This is a genomic window from Hydrogenophaga sp., from assembly GCF_030656115.1.
In the GTDB taxonomy this organism is placed as follows: domain Bacteria; phylum Pseudomonadota; class Gammaproteobacteria; order Burkholderiales; family Burkholderiaceae_C; genus Hydrogenophaga.
In genome coordinates this window covers 73,404-94,556 of the sequence record NZ_JAUSOO010000122.1, presented here as the reverse complement: position 1 = coordinate 94,556, position 21,153 = coordinate 73,404, and the positions used below count along the sequence as shown (strand labels likewise).

Sequence of the window (21,153 nt, the reverse complement as noted above, 5' to 3'; positions counted from 1 at the left end):
CGCCTGGCTGCGCTCCACCGCGCCTTGGCGCACATGGCGCGCGGTGCGCAGGTGCACGCCCATGCGCGCCATCACTTCACGCGGCTTGATGGGTTTGGTGACGTAGTCGGCGCCACCGGCGTCCAGCGCGGCCACCAGGTGCTCGGTTTCGGTCAGCCCGGTCATGAAGATGATGGGAATGTGGGCCGTGGCGGGGTGGGCCTTGAGGCGGCGCGCCACCTCAAAACCGTCCAGGCCGGGCATGACGGCGTCGAGCAGCACCACGTCGGGCAGGGCCTGGGTGGCGCGGCGGATGGCGGCCTCACCGTCAAGGGCCACCAGCACGGTGTAGCCCGCTTCGTCCAGCGCGTCGTGCAGCGGGGCGACGTTGTCGGGCACATCGTCCACGATGAGGACGACCAGGGCATCGCTCAGGGTGGCGGTGTGTTCGGGGGAGGAGCGGGGATTCATGGGGGGCTGGGTGGTGACGCGTGCAAGGGTTCGGGGAGAGCCCCCACCCCAACCCGCCCCCAGCGGGGGAGGGAGTGGAGCCGCAGAGGTGTCTGGCCTATCCAGACGCCGTGAGCAAAAAGCGGGGGCGGTTTCTGGCCCCTTCCCCCTCTGGGGGAAGGCTGGGATGGGGGCGGGCGCGGTGTGGGCGGGTTCATGGTGTTGGCGCTGTGGCGCTGTGGGCCAGCAGGCGTTGTTCGATCGCTTCAAAGCGGAATTCGCGCGCCAGGGTGCGCAGGGTTTGGGCAAAGTCGGCCTGTTCGGGGCGCTGGCGCACCCAGTCGTCGAGCCAGGTGACGATGCCTTTGTAGTAACCCAGGCGCACCAGCTCCAGCAGGGGCGCCAGTTCGGTGGGGCTGCTGGCGGCGGGCGGTGCCAGTGCGACAGCGCGGGCGGCGGGGGACGTGGGCGCAGCGGTGAGCCACTGCAGCGCCAGGCGTTGGCCCAGCCAGGTCAGCAGGTCTTCGCGGCGCACAGGCTTCACAAAAAAGTCTTGCGGGCGGTGGCCCAGTTCGTTGTCGAGTCCTTTGTCAAACGCATTGGCCGAGACGATGGCCAGCGGCACACCACCCCAGCCCAGCGCACGCAGGCGGCGCACGGTTTCCCAGCCGTCGATGCCGGGCATGGCCAGGTCCATGAAGATGGCGTGGGGCGCGCCGGGGTCGGTGGGTTGCAGGCCGTCGAGCAGGCGCAAGGCGTCCAGCCCGCTGGTGGCCAGCATCACGTCAAAACCCAGCGGCGCCAGCCAGCGTTTCAGCAGCTCGCGGTCGGCCTCTTCGTTGTCCACCACCAGCAGGCGCAGGCGCTCGCCGGCGTAGCCGGACACGGCTGGAGCGATGGCGGCGCGCTGCAGCGCCACACCGTGCAGCTCGGGCAAAAACAGCCGCACGGTGAACACGGTGCCCACGCCGGGGGTGCTGCGCACGGTCAATTCGCCGCCCATCAGGTCGGTGAGCATTTTGGCGATGGTGAGGCCCAGGCCGGTGCCGGCGCTGCCCGCAGCGGCGCTGTGCGGCACGCTGGCCGGTTCGCCCTGGCCGCGTGCAAAGGGCTCAAACACGCGCTCCAGGTCGGCGGTGCTCATGCCGGGGCCGGTGTCGTGCACCTCGAACTGCGCCATTTCGCGCGCATGCGTCACGCGCAGCCGCACCCGCCCCACGCGGGTGAACTTGACGGCGTTGCCCAGCAGGTTGATGAGGATCTGGCGCAGGCGTTTTTCGTCGGCGCGCACGGCGTCGGGCAGGCGGCTGCCGCTCTCAAACGTGAACTGCAGGCCTTTGGCCGCGGCCTGCAGTTCAAACATGCTGGCCACTTCGCGCAGGGTGTCGGCAAAGGCCATGGGTTTCACGTCGAGCTTGAGCTTGCCGGACTCGATGCGGGCAATGTCCAGCGTGCCTTCAATGAGCGAGAGCAGGTGCTCGCCGCCCCGGTGGATCACGCGGATGGCCTGCGCGCGGTGCGGCGCCATGCCGGTGTCTTCTTGCAGCAATTGGGCGTAGCCCAGGATGCTGTTGAGCGGTGTGCGCAACTCGTGGCTGATGGTGCTGATGTAGCGCGTCTTGGCCTGGTTGGCCTGCTCGGCGGCGCGGCGGGCGTGTTGCAGGGCTTCGTCGGTTTTGCGGTGGGAGTCGATTTCCTGCATCAGCAAACGGGTCTGGCGGTTGCTTTCTTCCTGCGCCACTTCGCGGCTTTTGTGCGCCAGCACCAGCCACCAGGCCACGGTGCTGGCAATGAGCATGAGCACGGCGTACACGCGCAGGAAGCCCGAGCGCAAGGCCGCATCGAGCACGCTGGCGTCGGCCACGGCCTGCAGCCCCTGGCCCAGGCCCTGCGCCTGCTGCTGGTACAGCAAGCCCAGCACGGCGGCCAGCACCGGCGCCATCACCAGCATGATCAGCAGGTAGTGCGCCAGCCCCGCGGCCAGGTACGGCCAGACCCGCTGCGGCAGCACGGTGCGCAAGGCACCCTGCCACTGTTCTGAGAGGCGCGCGTGGGGTTTGCAGAGGTCGCCACAGCGCGCGTCCAGCGTGCAGCAGAGCGAACAGATGTGTCCCTGGTAGGCGGGGCAATGCGCCATGTCGGGCGCTTCGTATTCGCGCTCGCAGATGACGCACTTGATAACACCCCCCGCGCCGCCTTCGGCGTCACCCCCCTGAAGGGGGGCAACACCAGCGGACGGGCAGAGCCCGACCCGCGGTGTTTCTGGGTTGACGGCCGCTCGCGATTCGCAGCCGACACACGACCGCCCCCCGCAGGCTGCACTTTGTCGGGCAATGTAATACCGACCACCCGTGGCCCAAGCCAGCAACGGAGACGCCACCAGCGCCGTCACCATGGCGATCACCGCTGAAAACGCCTGCGCGCCGGCGCCCATGAGGCCCATGTGGGCCGCAATCGACAAAGCCGAGGCCAGCCCCATGGCGCCCACACCCACCGGGTTGATGTCGTACAAATGGGCGCGCTTGAATTCGATGCCCTTGGGGCTCCAGCCCATCGGCTTGTTGATCACCAGGTCGGCCACCACCGCCATGATCCAGGCGATGGCGATGTTGCTGTACAGCCCCAGCACCTCGCCCAAGGCGCGGAACACGTTCATCTCCATCAGCATGAAGGCGATGAGCGTGTTGAACACCACCCACACCACGCGCCCGGGGTGGCTGTGGGTGAGGCGCGAGAAGAAGTTGCTCCAGGCCAACGAGCCGGCGTAGGCATTGGTGACGTTGATCTTGAGCTGCGACACCACCACAAACAGCGCCGTGGCCGCCACCGCCCAGCCGTAATGCGGAAACACGTATTCGTAGGCCGCCAGGTACATCTGGTTTGGGTCCACCGCGCGCTCGGGCGGCACCATGTGGCTGATGGCCAGGTAAGCCAAGAGCGCGCCGCCCAGCATTTTCAGCACACCCAGCACCACCCAGCCCGGCCCGCCCGCCAGCACACCGGCCCACCAGCGCAGCGGCTTGCCCGGCTCTTGCGCGGGCATGAAGCGCAGGTAGTCGGCCTGCTCCCCCATTTGTGTGATGAGCGCAATGCCCACCGTGAGCGCCGCACCAAACAGGTGCCAATCAAATGCCACACCCGCACCCAATTCACCACCGTAGTGCACCACATTGGCAAATGCACCGGGGTCGAGCACCAGCACGGCCACAAAAGGCACCACCATCATCACCAGCCACAGCGGCTGGGTCCAGACCTGAAAGCGGCTGATGACCGACACGCCGTGTGTGACCAGCGGAATGACCACCACGGCGCAAATGAGGTAACCCCAGACCGGCGGAATGTCCAGCGCCAACTCCAGCGCGTAGGCCATGACCGCCGCTTCGAGCGCAAAAAAGATGAAGGTGAACGACGCGTAGATCAGCGAGGTGATGGTAGATCCGATGTAACCAAAGCCCGCACCGCGCGTGAGCAGGTCCATGTCCACGCCGTAGCGCGCGGCGTACACACTGATGGGCAGGCCCGCCGCGAAGATAATGAGCCCGGTGGCCAGGATGGCCCAGAAAGCATTGATGAACCCGTATTGCACCAGCAGCGTGGCACCCACCGCCTCCAGAATGAGGAACGAGGCAGCGCCAAATGCGGTGTTGGCCACGCGCCATTCGCTCCACTTGCGAAAGCGCTGCGGGGTGTAGCGCAGCGCATAGTCTTCCATGGTTTCGCTGCCCACCCAGTTGTTGTAGTCGCGGCGCACGCGCGTGATGCGCTGCGGTGCATCGCCCACAGGGGCGTGGCTGGAGAGATCGGGTTCGGGATTCACCTTAGGGGTTGTGCAGCATTCGTGCCACGGCTTTTTTCTTGCAAGCCTCTGCGAAACTTGCACCCACCGCGCCCCTTTCGGTGCAACCACAACCACAACCACAACCCAGGACATTGCGCATGCGACAACTCTCCACCCAGGGTCAACAGACCCTCAACGACATTGCCCTGCGCCATGGTTTCAGCTTCGACGCCACCCTGTCCATGCTGGAGTCCGTGATCCACGGCAACGGCAGCATGGCCCAGTTCAACCACCCCGAATTCAGCGGTTCGGGCCAGTGGATGCGCGGCGGCATGACGATGGTGTCGGACATGTTCAACAACCACCTGAAAGGCCGGGTGGACAACCTGTGCAGCGAGCTGTCCAACCTGATCGCCAGCCAGCCCGACCTGCTGCGCAGCGGCAGCTTTCAAAGCCAGAGCCAAGGCGGCAGCAACGACCCGTGGAACCAGCAGACACAGGCCCACAGCAACGACCCGCAAGGCCAACACCCCAGCAGCAACGGCTGGGGCCAGAACAGCCTGTCAAACAGCCTGTTTGTGCCGCCCGCCCCCGGCACCAGCGGCGACTGGTGGCCCGCCGACCTGCGCTGGCCCAACAGCACCGGCGCCCAAAACAACGTGCGCTACGCCTACTTTGCGCAGGCCCGACGCCTGGCCATTGAGGTGCACGGTTCCGTCACGGTCTACGACACGCTGGACCACCAGATTGGCGGCTTTTCTCAGCAACAGTCGGGCGGGGGAAGCCTGTCTTTTTCAAGTCAGTACGGCCTGATGGACGTGGCCAGCCTGCCCGTGGTGTCGCGCGATGGCATGGCCGTGCCAGCCCCTGCACCGGTTCAAAACAGCATGCCCTACCCGCCCGCCGAGGCGGGTTCGCCCGACATTTTTGCCGCCATTGAACGACTGGCCGGCCTGCACGCCAAAGGGGTGTTGACCGACGCCGAATACAGCAGCAAAAAGGCCGAGCTGCTGGCCCGCCTGTGACGCCTTGGGCCTGCTGGTACGCAGGGGCACGAAATTTGCTGAGCACATCCACCCTTGAACACCGACACGCCATGGAACTCACCCCTCGCGAAAAAGACAAGCTGCTGATCTTCACCGCCGCCTTGCTGGCCGAGCGGCGCCGCGCACGTGGCCTGAAGCTGAACTACCCCGAGTCTGTGGCCCTGATTTCAGCCGCCGTGATGGAAGGCGCCCGCGACGGCAAAACCGTGGCCCAGCTCATGAGCGAAGGCCGCAGCGTGCTGACGCGCGACGACGTGATGGACGGCATTGCCGAAATGATTCCCGACATCCAGGTCGAAGCCACCTTCCCGGACGGCACCAAGCTGGTGACCGTGCACCAACCCATTCCTTGATTCACCGATTCACCGGCCACTGCGCCGCCACGGCGCACAGACATCGGGACCGCCCAAAACCCCCATCGAGACCCTTGCTGGAGCGAACCATGACACCTCAGACCCTCTTCAAATCCCTGGCCTTGATTGGTCTGGCCGCCACCAGCGCCAGCGCCTGGGCCCATGTCGGCGCCGACGCGGGCTCGCACCACGGGTTTTTCACCGGCTTCACCCACCCCGTCACCGGGCTGGACCACCTCGCCGCCATGCTGGCTGTGGGCGTGTGGAGCGCCCTGACCACTCGGCGGCTGTGGCTGGCGCCACTGTCTTTTGCCGTGTTGTTGCTGCTGGGCGCACTGTTGGCGCAAGCAGGTGCGGTATTCCCTGCGATCGAGCCCATGATCGCGGCATCCATGCTGGTGTTGGGCCTGTTGCTGGCCGCACAGGTGAAGCTGCCCGAGGCGGCAGGGGCGGTGCTGGTGGGCGCCTTTGCCCTGTTCCATGGTGCTGCGCACGGACAAGAACTGGCCGGCAGCGGGGCACTGGCCGGCATGGTGCTGGCCACCGCGCTGCTGCACGGCGCCGGACTGGGCTTGGGTCTGGGGTTGAAACGCCTGAACATCTGGCTCCCCCGCATGGCCGGGGCCGGGGTCGCCCTGATGGGTCTGAGCATGGGCTGGTCCCTGTTGGCCAACTGAGGAACCCAGCCATGATCCCTGGCGAATACTTCATCGACGCAGGCGAACACACCCTGAACCCGGGCCGACGCACCGCCACACTGGTGGTGCACAACACCGCCGAACGCCCGGTGCAGGTGGGTTCGCACTACCACTTTGCCGAAACCAACGCGGCGCTCAGCTTTGACCGCCCAGCCGCCCAGGGCATGCGCCTGAACATCTCAGCCGGTACCGCCGTGCGCTTTGAGCCCGGACAACAACGCACCGTGGAGCTGGTGGACTATGCGGGCGACCGCGTGGTGATCGGCTTCCGTGGCCTGGTGCAGGGCGCCGTCTAAGAAAACAGAGAAAGAGCTGAGACCATGGCAACCATCCCCCGCAGCGCCTACGCCGACATGTTCGGCCCCACCGTGGGCGACCGTGTGCGACTGGCCGACACCGGCCTGATCGTGGAAGTGGAAAAAGACTTCACGCTCGCCGCCGGTGGCTACGGCGAAGAAGCCAAGTTCGGCGGCGGCAAGACCATCCGCGACGGCATGGCGCAGTCGCAAAGAACCCGGGCGCAGGGCGCGATGGACACGGTGCTGACCAACGCGCTCATCATCGACCACTGGGGCATCGTCAAGGCCGACATCGGCCTCAAAGGCGGCCGCATCGTGGCGATCGGCAAATCAGGCAACCCCGACACCATGCCCGGCGTGGACATCGTCATCGGCCCGGGCACCGAGATCATCAGCTGCGAAGGCCACATCGTCACCGCCGGCGGCATCGACAGCCACATCCACTTCATCTGCCCGCAGCAGGTGGACGAGGCCCTGGCCTCGGGCGTCACCACCATGCTCGGCGGCGGCACCGGGCCGGCCACCGGCACCTTCGCCACCACCTGCACACCCGGCCCCTGGCACATCGAGCGCATGCTGCAGGCGGCCGACGGCCTGTCCATGAACCTGGGCTTCCTGGGCAAGGGCAACGCCAGCCGGCCCGATGCCCTGCACGAGCAAGTGGACGCGGGCGCCATCGGCCTGAAGCTGCACGAAGACTGGGGCACCACGCCCTCGGCCATCAGCAACTGCCTGGACGTGGCCGAAGAGATGGACGTGCAGGTCGCGATCCACAGCGACACGCTCAACGAGTCGGGCTTCGTGGAAGACACCATCGCCGCGACCAAGGGCCGCACGCTCTGCGCCTTCCACACCGAAGGTGCGGGCGGTGGCCACGCGCCGGACATCATCCGCGTGGTGGGCGAGGCCAACTTCCTGCCCTCCTCGACCAACCCGACCATGCCCTACACCGTCAACACGCTCGACGAGCATGTGGACATGCTGATGGTCTGCCACCACCTGGACGCGTCCATCCCCGAAGACCTGGCCTTCGCCGAGAGCCGCATCCGCCGCGAAACCATCGCGGCCGAAGACATGCTGCACGACATGGGCGCCATCAGCATCATGAGCAGCGACAGCCAGGCCCTGGGGCGCGTGGGCGAGGTGGTGATCCGCACCTGGCAGACGGCCGACAAGATGAAAAGCCAACGCGGCACGCTGCCCGAAGACAGCAGCCGCAACGACAACTTCCGCGTCAAGCGATACATCGCCAAATACACGATCAACCCGGCCATCGCCCACGGCATTGCGCACACCGTGGGATCGCTGGAGGTGGGCAAGTGGGCCGACATCGTGGTCTGGAAGCCGGCCTTCTTTGGCGTCAAACCGGCGCTCGTGGTGCAGGGCGGCACGATCTCGCTCGCCGCCATGGGCGACCCCAACGCATCCATCCCCACGCCGCAGCCGGTGCACTACCGGCCGCAATTCGGCGCCTTCGGGCGCTCGCTGTCGCGCGGCAGCCTCACCTTCGTTTCTCAAGCCGGCCTGCACGCCGGCGTGGGCGAACGCTACGGCCTGCAGAAAACCACGGTGGCGGTGCAGAACTGCCGCAGCGTCACCAAAGCGAACATGGTGCACAACAGCTACCTGCCGAAGATGGAGATCGACCCGCAGCGCTACACCGTGCGGGCCGACGGCGTGCTGCTGACCTGCGAGCCTGCCAGCCAACTTCCGATGGCGCAGCGATACTTCCTGTTCTGACCATCTCAACCTCTGTCATTCATGCTTCAAGCTTCCAAGCTCATCCCCCAGGCCCAGGGCCTCGCCCCTGCGTTGGTGCGCCGTGCCGCGCACATCGAACTGGACTGGGATGTGCGCCAGAAAAGCCGTTTTGACGCCACCGCGTCCGACGGCCGCAATGTGGGCGTTTTCCTGCCGCGCGGCACCGTGGTGCGCGGCGGCGATGTGCTGATCACCCAGGACGGCTCGCTGCTGCGCGTGGTGGCCGCGCCGCAAGCCGTGCTGCGCATCACCGCCTGCACCGACCACCACCACGGCCACGCCCACGACGGCGCCTTCGACCTCATGCGCGCCGCCTACCACCTGGGCAACCGCCACGTGCCCATCGAGCTGCAACCCGACCACCTCAAGATCGAACCCGACCACGTGCTGGCCGACATGCTGCGCGCCATGCACCTCACGGTGGTGGACGCCCGCGAGCCCTTCGAGCCCGAGAGCGGCGCCTACGGGCAACACACCAGCGGGCACGGCCATGCCCATGGTGCTCAGACACACGACCATGGCCACGCCAGCCACACGCACGGGCACCATGCCCACGGACACGATCACGCGGCAGGACATGAGCACGGCTGAGGCCGGCGCCGCCTCATCGCCGCGCTCGGCCCCGGGTTTGCTGCAGATCCTGTGGTTGGCTTCGCCGGCCCTGCCGGTGGGCGGCTTCTCCTACTCCGAAGGTCTGGAAGCCGCCGTGGACGCTGGGCTGGTGAGCGACGAAGCCAGTGCCGCGCAATGGCTCATCGACCAACTGCACCTGGGCCTGGCGCGCGCCGACCTGGCGGTGGTGGCACAGGCCATTCCCGCCTGGCGCGCGGACGATCTGGCCCGCATCCAGGCGCTCAACGCCTGGGTGCTGCAGACCCGCGAAACCGCCGAATTCCGCCTGCAGACCGAACAGATGGGCCGCTCCATGTTGGAGTGGGCGCGTTGCCTGGGTGAGCTGGGAGCAGGCGTGTTTGAGCGCCTGCAGTCGGCCCGGCTCGACCCCGCCAGCTACCCCGTGGCCATGGCCTGCGCAGCGGCCAGCGCCGATGCCAGCGTGCGCGACAGCCTGATCGGTTTTGCCTTCGGCTGGGCCGAAAACATGGTGCAGGCCGCCATCAAGTCGGTGCCTCTGGGCCAGAGCGCCGGCCAGCGCATGCTGGCGCGGCTGGCGCGCGAAATCCCGGCCGCCGTGGCCCACGCCATGGCGCTGAAAGACAGCGAACGCCAAGCCTTCACGCCCCTGCTCGCCATCCACTCGGCGCGCCACGAAACCCAATACTCCAGACTCTTCAGGTCCTGACTTTCCCCATCCAGACTGAAATCCGCGCATCCCGATGCCTGTCGAAGAATCGCTGCCCCCACCAAGGTACATCCCATGAGCGCCCTGCACCACATCCCGAACCGCACCAAACACCTGCCCCCGCTGCGCGTGGGCATCGGCGGCCCGGTCGGCTCCGGCAAAACCACTTTGCTTGAAATGCTCTGCAAGGCGATGCGCGAGCGGTACGACCTGATCGCCATCACCAACGACATCTACACCAAGGAAGACCAGCGCCTGCTGACCGTGAGCGGCGCGTTGCCCGCGGACCGCATCATGGGCGTGGAAACCGGCGGCTGCCCGCACACCGCCATCCGCGAAGACTGCTCCATCAACCTCGAAGCCATCGACCGCATGCTGGGCGAGCACCCCAACGCCGACATCGTGTTCGTGGAAAGTGGCGGCGACAACCTGGCCGCCACCTTCAGCCCCGAGCTGAGCGACCTCACCATCTACGTGATCGACGTCGCCGCGGGCGAGAAGATCCCGCGCAAGGGCGGTCCCGGCATCACCAAGAGCGACCTCTTCGTCATCAACAAGACCGACCTGGCGCCGCACGTGGGCGCCGATCTGGAGGTGATGAAGGCCGACACCGCGCGCATGCGCCCCGACAGCGCACGCCGCCCCTGGGTCATGACCAATCTGAAAACACAGGCCGGGGTGGCCGAGGTGGTGCGCTTCATTGAAACCCGCGGCATGCTGGACACCGCAGCCCCCGCCACAGCCGCCGCGCTTTGAGATGCCCACCGCACTCAGGCTAAAATACTGCTCTTTGCAGCCGCATCCGGAGACTTGGGTGAGCGGTTTAAACCAGCAGTCTTGAAAACTGCCGACCCGCAAGGGTCCGTGAGTTCGAATCTCACAGTCTCCGCCAGACACAATAAAAGCGCCTTTTGGGGCGCTTTTTTATGGCCCCAGCAAGGCGCCCAAACCCGCATGCTGCAGCCCCTGAACTCTGAGCCTGCCCCACCATGACCCCAGACATTGACGAGCCCATTCACCAAGACCGCCTATGGAGCGATGGAACCTGGACCGCGCGCGTCATCAACAACGACAACGACGATGGCTGGGCGGTGGCAATGTACCTGGCGGGTGAAGCCGAGCCAGCCCTGGTAGGTCCCTGGACCATGGGTCGTGACAAGAAGAACCCCAAGCCGCTGGACACCGCTGCGTTCAACACACTGGTGAAAACGGCCAAAGAAGTGATCCGCCGGTCCGAGCAGCAACGCCACGCCGAGCTGAACAAAAATGTGACCGTGACGGTGAACGGCAGCCGCGTGCGGGTGCTGCTGGCCATCGTGCCCGACGAAGAAGGTGCCACGGCCAGCCTGACGGCGCTGGACGAATTCGACGAAGCACTGGGCCGCGTACCGGTGCCGCCCAGCTTCAAGCTCACCGTGGACAGCGCGCAAGCGTGGGTCAGCTCTGGTTACGAGCGGCCGCGTTGAACATAAAACCACAGTACCCCAAGCCCAACAGCCCGCTCCCTCCGAAAGCACCGACATGATTGATGGTTTGATTGCAGGCCGCCTGATGGGCGATGCCTCCCGGCGCACCGACAAGATGGGGCGCGGGTACACCGTGGCCCGGGTACTGGCCCGCAACAAGGCCGACGAAGAATTCATCGTCAACGTGATTGCGTTTGACGAGGCCGTGTGTGCCGCCCTGCTGGCGCTGGGCGATGGCGAAGCACTCAGCCTCTCGGGCTCGCTCACGCCCAAGGTCTGGACGGACAAGCAAGGCATGGTCCGCCCCAGTCTGGACATGGTGGCCGCGCAGGTGCTGACGGCCTACCACCAGGGTCGCAAGCAAACGACCATGGGCGAACGCGGTACCGATTCGTATTGAGTTGCTGAACGAACGCATCAGGCGCCAATGACGGCCATGAAGCGCTTTGTGGCCGTCAAAGCACTGGAGGACGTGATTTTTACCACCCCTTTGGGGAGGATGGGGTGATCGTGGATAGGCGCAGGGCACCGCAGACAGTACAGTTGCGTGTTGAAGCACATCGCCGCGATTGAGGGGGAACGTCCATGCACCGCCAACACACCAGCAACCGCTCGGCACCGTCAGCACGCGCCGACGCACCCGGTCTGAATCGAACCATGCCCCCTGCGCCAAGACCGGTGCTTGCAGCAGCCACACCAGCGGCGCAGGGCTTTCAGCCCACCACACTGGCCTGGATTCTGGCAACCGCGTTCGCCGTGCTGGCGCACACCGCGCACGCGCAGCCCAGCGGCGCCCAGGTGGTGGCTGGGCAAGCCACCCTGCAACAGCAGGGCAACAACCTGCTGGTCACCACGCAGAACGCCCCCGGTAGCCAGCATTCCACCATCAACTGGCAGAGTTTCAGCGTGCCCGCAGGCAGCACCGCCTGGTTCAACCAGCCGAGTGCCAGCAGCACCAGCATCAACCGGGTGGTGGGCACCAACCCCTCGCAAATCTTCGGCACCCTGGGCTCCAACGGACACCTCGTGCTGGTCAATCCGGCAGGCATTGCTGTGGGTGCGGGTGCGGTGGTCGATACCGCCCGCTTCACCGCGGCCGCCATGCACATGAGCGATGCCGACGCACTGTCCGCCCGCCTGCGCTTTGAGGGCGGCACGCAGGTCCAGGTGCATGGCCAGGTGCTGGCGCGTGGCAGCGATGTGCTGATGCTGGCTCCCGACGTGCAAGTCGCCCCCGGCGCACTGGTACAGGCCCCCAACGGCGCAGTGCTGCTGGCGGCGGGTCAGAAAGTGGAGGTCATGGCACCGGGGTTGGACGGCCTGCGCTTTGAAATTCAGGCCCCCACCGATCAAGCCGTCAATCTGGGTGAGCTGCGAGGCAGCGCGGTGGGTATGTTCGCCAGCCAGTTGCGCCACAGCGGGCAAATGAACGTCGAAGCCGTGCAGGCCGGCGGGGGCAAGATCGTCATCCGAGCCAAAGACCAGGCCACCATCGATGGCACCGCCCGCACCCAAGGGCTGGATGGCCTGGGTGGACAGTTTCACGCCACCGCACAATCTGTGCACCTCACCGGCCAGGCCCGCATCGATGCCAGCGGCCATGCGGGCGGCGGCGAGGTGCTCATCGGCGGTGGTTGGCAGGGGCGCGATGCCCGGCTACCCAGCGCCCAAAGCACTGTGGTGGAACGCGGGGCCACCATCGACGCCAGCGCCACCGGAGAGGGCCACGGCGGTACGGTGGTGGCATGGGCCGACGGCGCCACCACCTTCCAGGGTCAGATCAGCGCACGCGGTGGCGAACAGGGCGGTGACGGCGGGCGGGTAGAAACTTCAGGCCAACACAGCTTGACCCTGGGTGGGCAGGTGGATACACGCGCACCCAGGGGTCAGACTGGGCAGTGGTTGCTGGACCCCATCTCCATCACCCTGCAGGGCGGCGCCGCCCCGCCCGCTCCAGAGGCCGACACACTGTATGAATCCGATCTGGAGACGGCGACCAGCAACATCCACATCCAAGCCGAAGAGCGCATTGCGGTGGCTGGCAGCTTCACCGAAGGCACCATTCGCCTGCCTGGCGTGAGCATCACCCTGGAAACCACAGGCACATCGCCTGGCGGCATCTCGTTGGTGGTGCCCAACGCCGTGCCCACGCCCATTGCACTGGAAACCGGCGGCACGGGAACCATCACCCTGCAAACCGGTGCCAACCAGAACATACAAACCGGCCATTTGGCGACATCGGGCGGCGACATTTCGGTCCGAGCCGGAGGACAGCTGGAACTCAACCACGCCGTTGTGGAAAGCAACGGCGGTGACATCACCCTTCAAGGGGGCAGCACGGGTTTCTATGAGGGGTCCGGGGTTTATATCCACAACGACTCGCGCATCGACGCCGCCACCGGCACATTGACCATTTCTGGCACCAGCTACACCGATGCTGGCGTCAAGATATCCAACAGCGAAGCAGCATCGTCCGCACCCTTGGTCATCAAAGGGAACACCATCACGGTAAATGGACGCACCGAGATGGGTGGCTCCGGCCTGCATCTGGAGTCTGCCGACATCAAGGCAACCGACGCCGTCATGTTGCAAGCCCAGGGTGGCGAGTTGCTGCTGAGCGCCAGCCGCGTGCACAACCTGGGCAACGGTCTGACACACCTGAGCGCCAGCGGTGGGAACGGCACCGGCTTGACCATCGATGCCGACTCGCAGATCAGCAACCAAGGGGGAACGTCGGACATCCTGCTGGAAGCCAATGCGGTACAGATCAACGGCACGGTAGATGCCGGCAACCAAGCCCGCGTCACGGTCAAACCACACGACACCGGACGGGCCATGGCCATCGGTGGCACCGATGAATCCGGTCAACTCAACCTGACAACCGACGAATTCGGTCACATCACGGCCAAGGTGCTGGTGCTGGGCTCCAGCGCCCATACCGGTGGTCTGGTTGTGGAATCTTCCGTCGCCCTCCCAGCCACGCAAGTGCAAGCGCTGAGCCTGATCCAAAACCAGGTCGCTGGCATTACCCAAAAAACGGGAGCGACACTGCAAGTCGAGCGTCTCAATGCCGACGCGGGCTTCGTCAATCTCCAGGAAGGCAACCAGGTCCAGGTCATCAGCGGACGGGCCAAGAGTACCAGCGGCTTCAACTTCACCAGCGCAGCGCCCAGCCTGACCATCGGCACCGTCGATGGTGTTGCGGGCGTGGTGTCCGGAATACCCAATGCACCAGCGCCTATCCACATCAGCCTGACAGGCGCTGGTGCCACGCTGGCACAAGACAGCAACGCGCCGCTGGAGGGCAGCGACATCACGCTGACGGGTCCCGGCGGCACCCGTGTGACGTTGGCCGCAGCCACCCACGATGTGACGTTGGCCGCAGCCACCCATGATGTGGAGCTGTCCAAGGTTCAGACACACGGACAACTGTCTTTTTCAGGTTGGAACAGCGTTTTGCTGAGCGGTGAAACCCAGTTCGACAAGCTGTCGTTCCCCGGTGGAACCCTGACCAGCAGCAGCACGGCCGTTTGGGTACCCGGTGGGCATGACCGGATCGTCAACGCCACGGTTGACGTGGGCCAAATGACGATGGAGACGGGTACCACGTTGGCCATTGATTTTGATGGCACGAAGCATGACCAACTGACGTTTCCGGCCACCGCCAGTGTCAGCATCACGGAACCGATCACGGTGGCGTTCAATGTGAAAACCACCATTCCCGATGGAACCTACGTCATCGTCCAGCAAATTCCGGAAATTTCATGGGTCAAGGCGGATATTGTGACAACACCGCCACCGCCACCTCCACCGCCACCTCCACCTCCACCTCCACCTCCACCTCCACCGCCACCGCCACCGCCACCGCCACCTCCACCTCCACCTCCGCCTCCGCCTCCGCCAGAGGCACAAGAAGCCACGGACACCGTGCTGCGCACATTTGTGGCCATGGTTGAAAAAGTGATGGAAGAAGAAGCCGCAGTTGGCGGTAGCTCAGCCACGCAAACGCCTGAGGAACGGCGCAAACAAGCCGACGAGAATGGATTGGTGGGCGACGGGACCGAGGAGTGCCCCTAAAGGAACGCCGAAGAAGTTTCTCGGGGCGACGTCAACCGCAACGACTTGTTCGGTGCGCCCGAAAAACCAGGCATCTGGTCGCCAGAAGGTCTGGTTAAAACTGCGCACTCAGCGTCAGGTGCAGCTTGTCTTCCCCTTTTTGAGGGGCCGATGCGTTCAGCGACAACGGCGTGCGGCTGCCGTTGACCACGCGCGCGTAATCCAAAGACACCGCCAGCGGCCCGCGCCCGTAACGCATGCCCACCCCCACCGACACGGCGGCATCGGTGCGCGACTGGGCCGGACTGGTGACCCGATTGCGCCGCAGCCATCCCGCGTCGGCAAAGGCCACGCCCCGCAACCCATCGGCCAGCATCGGGGTGGTGAACTCCAGGCCGGTACCGATGCCCGAGTCAGCCGCCAGCACCCGGTCCCCCGCGCCGCGCAAGCTCCCCACACCGCCCAGGCCAAACTGCTCACCCGCAATCAGCACGGTCGACGCCCACTGCCCTTGCAAGCGGACCCCCATCAACCACCCTCCAGGTATCTGGCTGACCCGACTGCCCCCCCACCGGAGAGCGGTCCAGCGGGTACGGGTTACCAATGGGTTCTCACTCTGGTAAGCGGTCAATGTATTGCCACTGCCAGCGGACACGTTGGTCGCCAGCGTCAGATGAGCATCCCAGTAAGCGGTATCGGATTGGTGTCTGGCCTTCAGCCCCACACTCAGCGGACGGCTGCGGCGGCGCTCTGAAAGTACCGTCACGGCCCCGCCGCCCAACGGGGCCACCGAGGTCGCATCGAACACCTTGTCTTCCAAGCCAACGGTGGCGTAACGGGTCAGACCGCCCTCGCCCCCCAAATGCTGGGTATAGAGCACCGACAACGTATTGCCGGCACCCGTGCTGGTGAACGTACCAAACTGCCCCAACACGGTTGAATCGGTCAGACTCACATCCAACATGCCGCCCTGGGCATACCAAGGCAGACGGTAAGACAGTCCAAGCTGCCGCACATCGCCCAACCTCGCCAACGAGGTGGTAAGCGCAACATAGAACTGGTGGTCACGCCCCCAGAGGTTGGCATGGCCCAGCGTCAGGCTGAATCGGTCACGCCCCGACGCCGCGTTGCCCGTGTTGGACAGACTGGCCGACCCTGTCACAGGCTCGGACGCCTGTACCCGCACAGTGGCATCGATGAGATCGGGATTGTCATCAGAACCCCTCAAGGCCACCTGCATACGCTTGGCAGGGTTTTCATTGGCCAGCGCGGTCTGCAGCGCCATTTTTTGGATGCTGGGCGTAACGCCCTCCTGCAATTCGGGCAGGCTGCGGCGAATGTTCTGCTCGCCAAAGTTGCCAGCCCCTTCAACCACCACGCGCCCGATGACAAAGCGCACCACGTTCAGGGTCAAGTTGTCGGACACCTCCTGTGCGGGTAACACGACCCGATGCAAGGTAAAGCCATTCGCGGCCAGCGCGGCCTCGAATGCGGCCGTGGCCTTTTGCAACGTGTCCATGCTGACCTCGGCGCGCAAAAAAGGCGCCACGACCTGCGTGGTGGTCGCATCGTCCAGCGGGTTGTCACCCACCACCGTGAAGCCACGCAGTCGCAAAGGTTCCGTCATGGCCGCAACGGGCGTTTGTGTGGTCTGTGCCACCGCAGGCAACACCGGCTGTGCCAGCGCCGCCCCCCCTGCCAAAGAAAACAAGCCCACCACCCACAACGACGGGTACATGGTGTGCAAAGGGAATGTCGTGCGCAGTACGGTGTTCATCGGCGGCATTGGTTTTGGGTGCGCACACCGGCCTCTTCCAGAACGGTGGTCAGCAGCGGATTTGTGTTGTTGGGCAAGGGTGTGGGGTCCAGGTCCATGAACAGGGGCATCTGCAGCGCACGCAAGACCCGGCCCTCGTTGTCAGCCAGCCCCACCTCGCCCCGGCCCAGATGCACCACACCACCGCTGGGGGTGGTGATCTGGATGTGGCCGTCGCGCACGAACACGTACAAGCCCTGCGCAGTTTCATCCAACGCCGTGGTCGAGAACAAGGGCCCCACATCCACCGGCACCTGGTCTGGCCGGTCCAGCCCGGGCAGCGGCAACGAATCAATAGGGCTCATGCCCGTTGGCGACACAAACAGCCCTTGCCCTGCCAGCAAAACCTGCAACGCCGTTTGGCCTTCGGGTGTCACGGTCATGGTACCCAGCCAGGTGAAGAACTGACAACCGGCACTCTCGCACGACAAATCAATGCCTGTGCCTCGGATACCAATCGTCGCTGTCGGCGTTTTGAACGCAACGTTGCGTGGCTGGGCTTTGCCAATCAGACCGGTCAATGCACGCACGGTGCCCTTGAGCAAAGACACCAGAAAACGCCCATCCGAAGGGTTTTGCTGGTCAAACACGAAGTCATCCACCTTGAAGGTGGTCGCTGAACCCAGGGTGATCTTGGTTTCGTCGCGAAAGGCCAGCACCACCTTGGTGCGTGGCCCGGTCTCCAGCACATCACCGGGGTAAATGCTGCCGCCATGAACCAGTTTTCGTTTGTCGCCGGAATCTGAGGTTGCCGTCAGCTCGCCATCAGCCACCACGACCTTGGCGCTGGCCCGCAAGCTGGCTGCGCGAGGTACCTCCTTTGCGGTCCGGGTTTCTTCGAAGCAATCGGTGCCGCACAGGCGGGCGTCAAAGTCGGTACCCCGTATGCCAATGGTTGCCGTGGGCGTCTTGACCATCGCCGCACGGTCGTTCCCTTTGGCAATCAACCCCGTGATGGCACGGAAGCCTCCCCGCAACAGTTCGAGCAACAGGTTGTTGTCGGGTGCATCGGGGGTGTAGCGGACTTGCTGCAACACCATATCGCTCTGGGGGCGCAGCGTCATACGCGTACCGTCGGTGAGTTTGACAATGGCGGAGGCTCCCACGGCGGTGGTAAGCCGGTCACCTTGCTGCAAATTCAGACCGACACCCAGGGTGCGGGGCGTCTGACCAGGCATTTGGGCAAAACCGACCCCTCTGGCAAACACCACCTCACCCACCACAGGCAGCGTTGGATCGGTGGCCGAAACGGGGACACCAGGTTGTGCCTGCGCCAAGCCCATGCACGCCAGCACGGCCCACAACGAAACCAGGCTACGCCACCCAATCTGTGATTTCATGCAAAACCTTCCTCTGTGCAACCTGCTCCGTCAGGTACCTGTTTCAAAACCCGACCAGCGCTCCAACCCACGAGGATCCTATTGTGAAGGGCCCGGCAACGGATGTCGAACCCGTTGGCGCACAAGACGGCTGTGCTTGTAAGATTTCACACAAGAGCTGCCCCAATATGCTTGAAGCAAGCTCCCAACAAAACCATGCTTCGGGTACCAACGCCACCGCCTATGGAGGCTCGAAATGTCTAGCAGGAACCGCCCTGTCACTTGATGCAAACCGATCGAACCTGCTTCATGTCGGTCAGACCCATCAGTACTTTTTCCATACCGTCCATTTTCAGCGTCCGCATGCCACTGTCGACGCAGGCTGCAAACAACTCTGCCACACGGGCATGCTCCTGTATCAGCTGGCGGGTCAGATCGTTTGCCACCAGCAACTCATGGAAGCCCAATCGGCCTTTATAGCCAGTTCCCCGACAGGTGTCGCAACCTTTCGCCCGTGGGAACCGCAGTTGGCCTTCAACACCGTAACGCTCCACCCATCCGTTGAGCAACTCCTGGGCTGCGTCACCCGGGTTTGAGCGCCAAGCCGGGGTGCGCTGCAAATCCAGCGCGTACTCCTGAATAAAAAGCTTGAGTTCAGCAGAAGAAGGCGTATAGGTTTCTTTGCAGCGACAAAGCCGTTTGGCGAGCCGCTGAGCCAGGATGCCCAACAAAGCATCGGCGAAGTTGAAGGGATCCATACCCATGTCCAGCAACCGGGTGATGGATTCAGGCGCAGAGTTGGTGTGGAGGGTAGAGAAAACCAGATGCCCGGTGAGAGAGGCTTCGACACCCATACTCACCGTCTCCTTGTCACGGCTTTCACCGACCATGATGATATCGGGGTCGGCCCGCAAAAATGCCCGCATCACCAGCGCAAAATCAATACCCGCCTTTTTGTTCACTTGCACTTGACGCAAACCCTTTTGTGTAATTTCCACTGGGTCTTCAGCCGTCCATATCTTGGTATCGGGCGTATTCAGGTGTTTAAGGATAGAGTGAAGTGTGGTGGTTTTCCCCGACCCCGTGGGACCACAGACATAAAACAAACCATAGGGCTTGCTGACTGTCGCAATCAACTGCTCATGGTTGTAAGGCGTGAGACCAAGCTGCTCCAAAGGAATCGGCTCACCTGCCGCCAAAATGCGCATAACCACATCTTCCACACCGCCGGAAGAGGGTAATGTAGCCACTCGAAGCTCAATATCCAAGGGGCCAAATTTTTTGAACTTTATTTTTCCATCTTGTGGCTTTCGTTTTTCAGAAATATCCAGATCGCACATGATTTTAATGCGGGCGACCATGGCATCACGAAAGGCTGCCGGCACCTCAATATAAGGAATGAGAGAGCCATCAATGCGAAACCGTATACCGGTTTTCAACTTTCCAGGCATGGGCTCAACATGAATATCTGAAGCTCCCTGCTGGTAAGCATCCACGATCACTTTGTTGACAAATTTCACCAACTCATTGTCTTGTGCAGCCGACACAATGGCCTGATCCAAAGCCCCCTCTTCCTCCTCCAGTGGGCTTTGCAGATCCGCCAGTAAATCGTCAATACTGCTGACACCACCACCATCGCCATAAAACTGATTGACGGTATTGGAAAATTCAGTCTCGGTGGTGACGGCGTAAACAAAACGGGAAAACTGTGGAAATACCTGTGGCACCCACCGGGCAGAGCGTATGGCCTCCGGGTCCAGTGACATGATCAACAGCCCATCTGACGTGTCTTCAATGGGCAACCAACGTCGCGCCAGCACAAAGTCCCGCTTCAGTACACCGTGCAGCCCTTCATTGCGAATTCTCTGCTTGTCAAAAGGTACGTAGGGCACATCAAAAAATTGCGCAAGAGCAGCACCAATCAAATGCAGCGGCACGTGGTGCACCTCAACCAAAATCTTTTCGACCGATTCGGATTGAGCCCTGGCCTGCAACAGACTCTCTTCAAGCGTCTGCGCGTCCAGAGCACCCAGGGTGATCAGGTGGTCATACCGAGAACCCAACCCTCGCACCTTGGCCACCGGAGTTGCAACGCGGTGTCGGATGGCCGTTGCCAAGGTTGCACAAAGTTGCTGCACCCCGTCCAACTCCAACGCACTGAACGGCTGGTCATTCTTGGAATTGATCACCTGAAGAACACCCAGCAATTCCTCACCACGGGCAATAGGGGCCACCAGCATTTGGCGTGTTCGATAGCCTGAACGACGATCAACCTCTTTCAGGAAACTCAAGGATGGATGGATACGCTGCAATTCAGCATCATCATAGACATCGGCAATATTGAGCGTTCGCCGGGATTGAGCAACAAAGCCAGCTATACTTTGCGGCCCAATCGGCAACTTAATATCTTTGGTGGTATAAAGACCCGTCTTGACACGAGACACAATGGCAGATTTATCATCATTCACTGCATACAGCGTGAATCGATCCGCATTTAACAAGCTACAGATATCCTGGCTGACATCCAGCATCAAATTGGTTAAATTTTCAGTATCGTGAATGCGGGTTGTCACTTGCTGCAAGCGCTTGTAGAACAGCGCCTCAAACCTGCCCAAATTTTGTGCCACCGAAGGCGACCCCACGGGAGGTTTGCTGTTCTCAGTCATGCAGTCAACTCCTGTTTTTTGACCCAACGATGAACGCATGACGGGTACAAACCATGGACGTTGTGCTGCGGCCACCCAACGGCTGCTTCACGCATGAGCGGCCCTTTCCCAGCCGACTTGGTGTAAGCGATGCCGGCCGCTGATTTTCCAGAGAATAGGCACATAT

Annotated in this window: 16 protein-coding genes and 1 tRNA gene; 12 read left to right on the top strand and 5 right to left on the bottom strand. The window is 63.5% G+C overall.

Going from position 1 to position 21,153, the window contains the following annotated elements:
- Together Q7J58_RS15320 and Q7J58_RS15315 are read right to left on the bottom strand one after the other, a co-directional pair.
- On the bottom strand, window positions 1-450 hold a 450-nt coding region (locus Q7J58_RS15320; protein ID WP_304829855.1), incomplete at its 3' end, for a response regulator.
- A gap of 193 nt (window positions 451-643) precedes the next feature.
- A complete protein-coding gene (locus Q7J58_RS15315; protein WP_304829869.1) occupies window positions 644-4,141 on the bottom strand; it encodes an ATP-binding protein in 3,498 nt (1,165 codons plus the stop codon).
- Window positions 4,142-4,365: 224 nt separating this feature from the next.
- On the opposite strand from Q7J58_RS15315, the gene Q7J58_RS15310 reads away from it, so the two are divergent.
- The 12 genes from Q7J58_RS15310 to Q7J58_RS15255 all read left to right on the top strand — a co-directional run bounded on the left by Q7J58_RS15310 (window position 4,366) and on the right by Q7J58_RS15255 (window position 15,207).
- Window positions 4,366-5,232 carry an SHOCT domain-containing protein gene (locus Q7J58_RS15310; RefSeq protein ID WP_304829852.1) on the top strand — a complete coding sequence of 289 codons (867 nt, stop codon included), beginning with the start codon at window positions 4,366-4,368 and terminating at the stop codon, window positions 5,230-5,232.
- Window positions 5,233-5,303: 71 nt separating this feature from the next.
- A complete protein-coding gene (locus Q7J58_RS15305; protein WP_304829850.1) occupies window positions 5,304-5,606 on the top strand; it encodes an urease subunit gamma in 303 nt (100 codons plus the stop codon).
- Between the two features lie 89 nt (window positions 5,607-5,695).
- Window positions 5,696-6,283: a HupE/UreJ family protein gene (locus Q7J58_RS15300; protein ID WP_304829847.1), complete on the top strand. Its 588-nt coding sequence runs from the start codon at window positions 5,696-5,698 to the stop codon at window positions 6,281-6,283.
- 11 nt (window positions 6,284-6,294) lie between these two features.
- Window positions 6,295-6,600: an urease subunit beta gene (locus tag Q7J58_RS15295; protein ID WP_304829845.1), complete on the top strand. Its 306-nt coding sequence runs from the start codon at window positions 6,295-6,297 to the stop codon at window positions 6,598-6,600.
- A gap of 24 nt (window positions 6,601-6,624) precedes the next feature.
- Entirely contained in the window at window positions 6,625-8,343 is a 1,719-nt protein-coding gene (gene ureC / locus Q7J58_RS15290; protein WP_304829842.1) for an urease subunit alpha, read from the top strand.
- A 21-nt stretch (window positions 8,344-8,364) separates the two neighbouring features.
- Complete coding sequence (gene ureE, locus Q7J58_RS15285) at window positions 8,365-8,955, top strand: urease accessory protein UreE (protein WP_304829839.1); 591 nt, start codon at window positions 8,365-8,367, stop codon at window positions 8,953-8,955.
- On the top strand, window positions 8,942-9,664 hold the full coding sequence (locus tag Q7J58_RS15280; protein WP_304829866.1) for an urease accessory UreF family protein: 723 nt from the start codon (window positions 8,942-8,944) through the stop codon (window positions 9,662-9,664). Before ureE ends, Q7J58_RS15280 begins: the two co-directional genes overlap by 14 nt.
- Before the next feature lie 75 nt (window positions 9,665-9,739).
- Window positions 9,740-10,420 (top strand): urease accessory protein UreG, encoded by a 681-nt coding sequence (gene ureG / locus Q7J58_RS15275; RefSeq protein ID WP_304829836.1) that lies wholly within the window; start codon window positions 9,740-9,742, stop codon window positions 10,418-10,420.
- A gap of 48 nt (window positions 10,421-10,468) precedes the next feature.
- A tRNA-Ser gene (locus Q7J58_RS15270) sits at window positions 10,469-10,556 on the top strand.
- A 97-nt stretch (window positions 10,557-10,653) separates the two neighbouring features.
- The gene (locus Q7J58_RS15265) at window positions 10,654-11,130 is read left to right on the top strand and encodes a hypothetical protein (protein WP_304829834.1); all 477 of its coding nucleotides are present in this window, start codon (window positions 10,654-10,656) and stop codon (window positions 11,128-11,130) included.
- A 55-nt stretch (window positions 11,131-11,185) separates the two neighbouring features.
- Window positions 11,186-11,530 (top strand): single-stranded DNA-binding protein, encoded by a 345-nt coding sequence (locus Q7J58_RS15260; RefSeq protein ID WP_304829832.1) that lies wholly within the window; start codon window positions 11,186-11,188, stop codon window positions 11,528-11,530.
- A gap of 185 nt (window positions 11,531-11,715) precedes the next feature.
- Window positions 11,716-15,207, top strand: coding sequence for a filamentous hemagglutinin N-terminal domain-containing protein (locus Q7J58_RS15255; protein WP_304829829.1), 3,492 nt, complete (start codon window positions 11,716-11,718; stop codon window positions 15,205-15,207).
- Between the two features lie 94 nt (window positions 15,208-15,301).
- Here the strand turns inward: Q7J58_RS15255 and Q7J58_RS15250 are convergent, their stop codons facing one another.
- The 3 genes from Q7J58_RS15250 to Q7J58_RS15240 form a co-directional block, all read right to left on the bottom strand.
- Window positions 15,302-16,963 carry a ShlB/FhaC/HecB family hemolysin secretion/activation protein gene (locus Q7J58_RS15250; protein ID WP_304829826.1) on the bottom strand — a complete coding sequence of 554 codons (1,662 nt, stop codon included), beginning with the start codon at window positions 16,961-16,963 and terminating at the stop codon, window positions 15,302-15,304.
- Window positions 16,960-18,342: a FecR domain-containing protein gene (locus Q7J58_RS15245; RefSeq protein WP_304829823.1), complete on the bottom strand. Its 1,383-nt coding sequence runs from the start codon at window positions 18,340-18,342 to the stop codon at window positions 16,960-16,962. The genes Q7J58_RS15250 and Q7J58_RS15245 overlap by 4 nt, the downstream gene beginning before the upstream one ends.
- A gap of 257 nt (window positions 18,343-18,599) precedes the next feature.
- Entirely contained in the window at window positions 18,600-20,987 is a 2,388-nt protein-coding gene (locus Q7J58_RS15240; protein WP_304829820.1) for an ATPase, T2SS/T4P/T4SS family, read from the bottom strand.
- Window positions 20,988-21,153 lie beyond the last annotated feature (166 nt).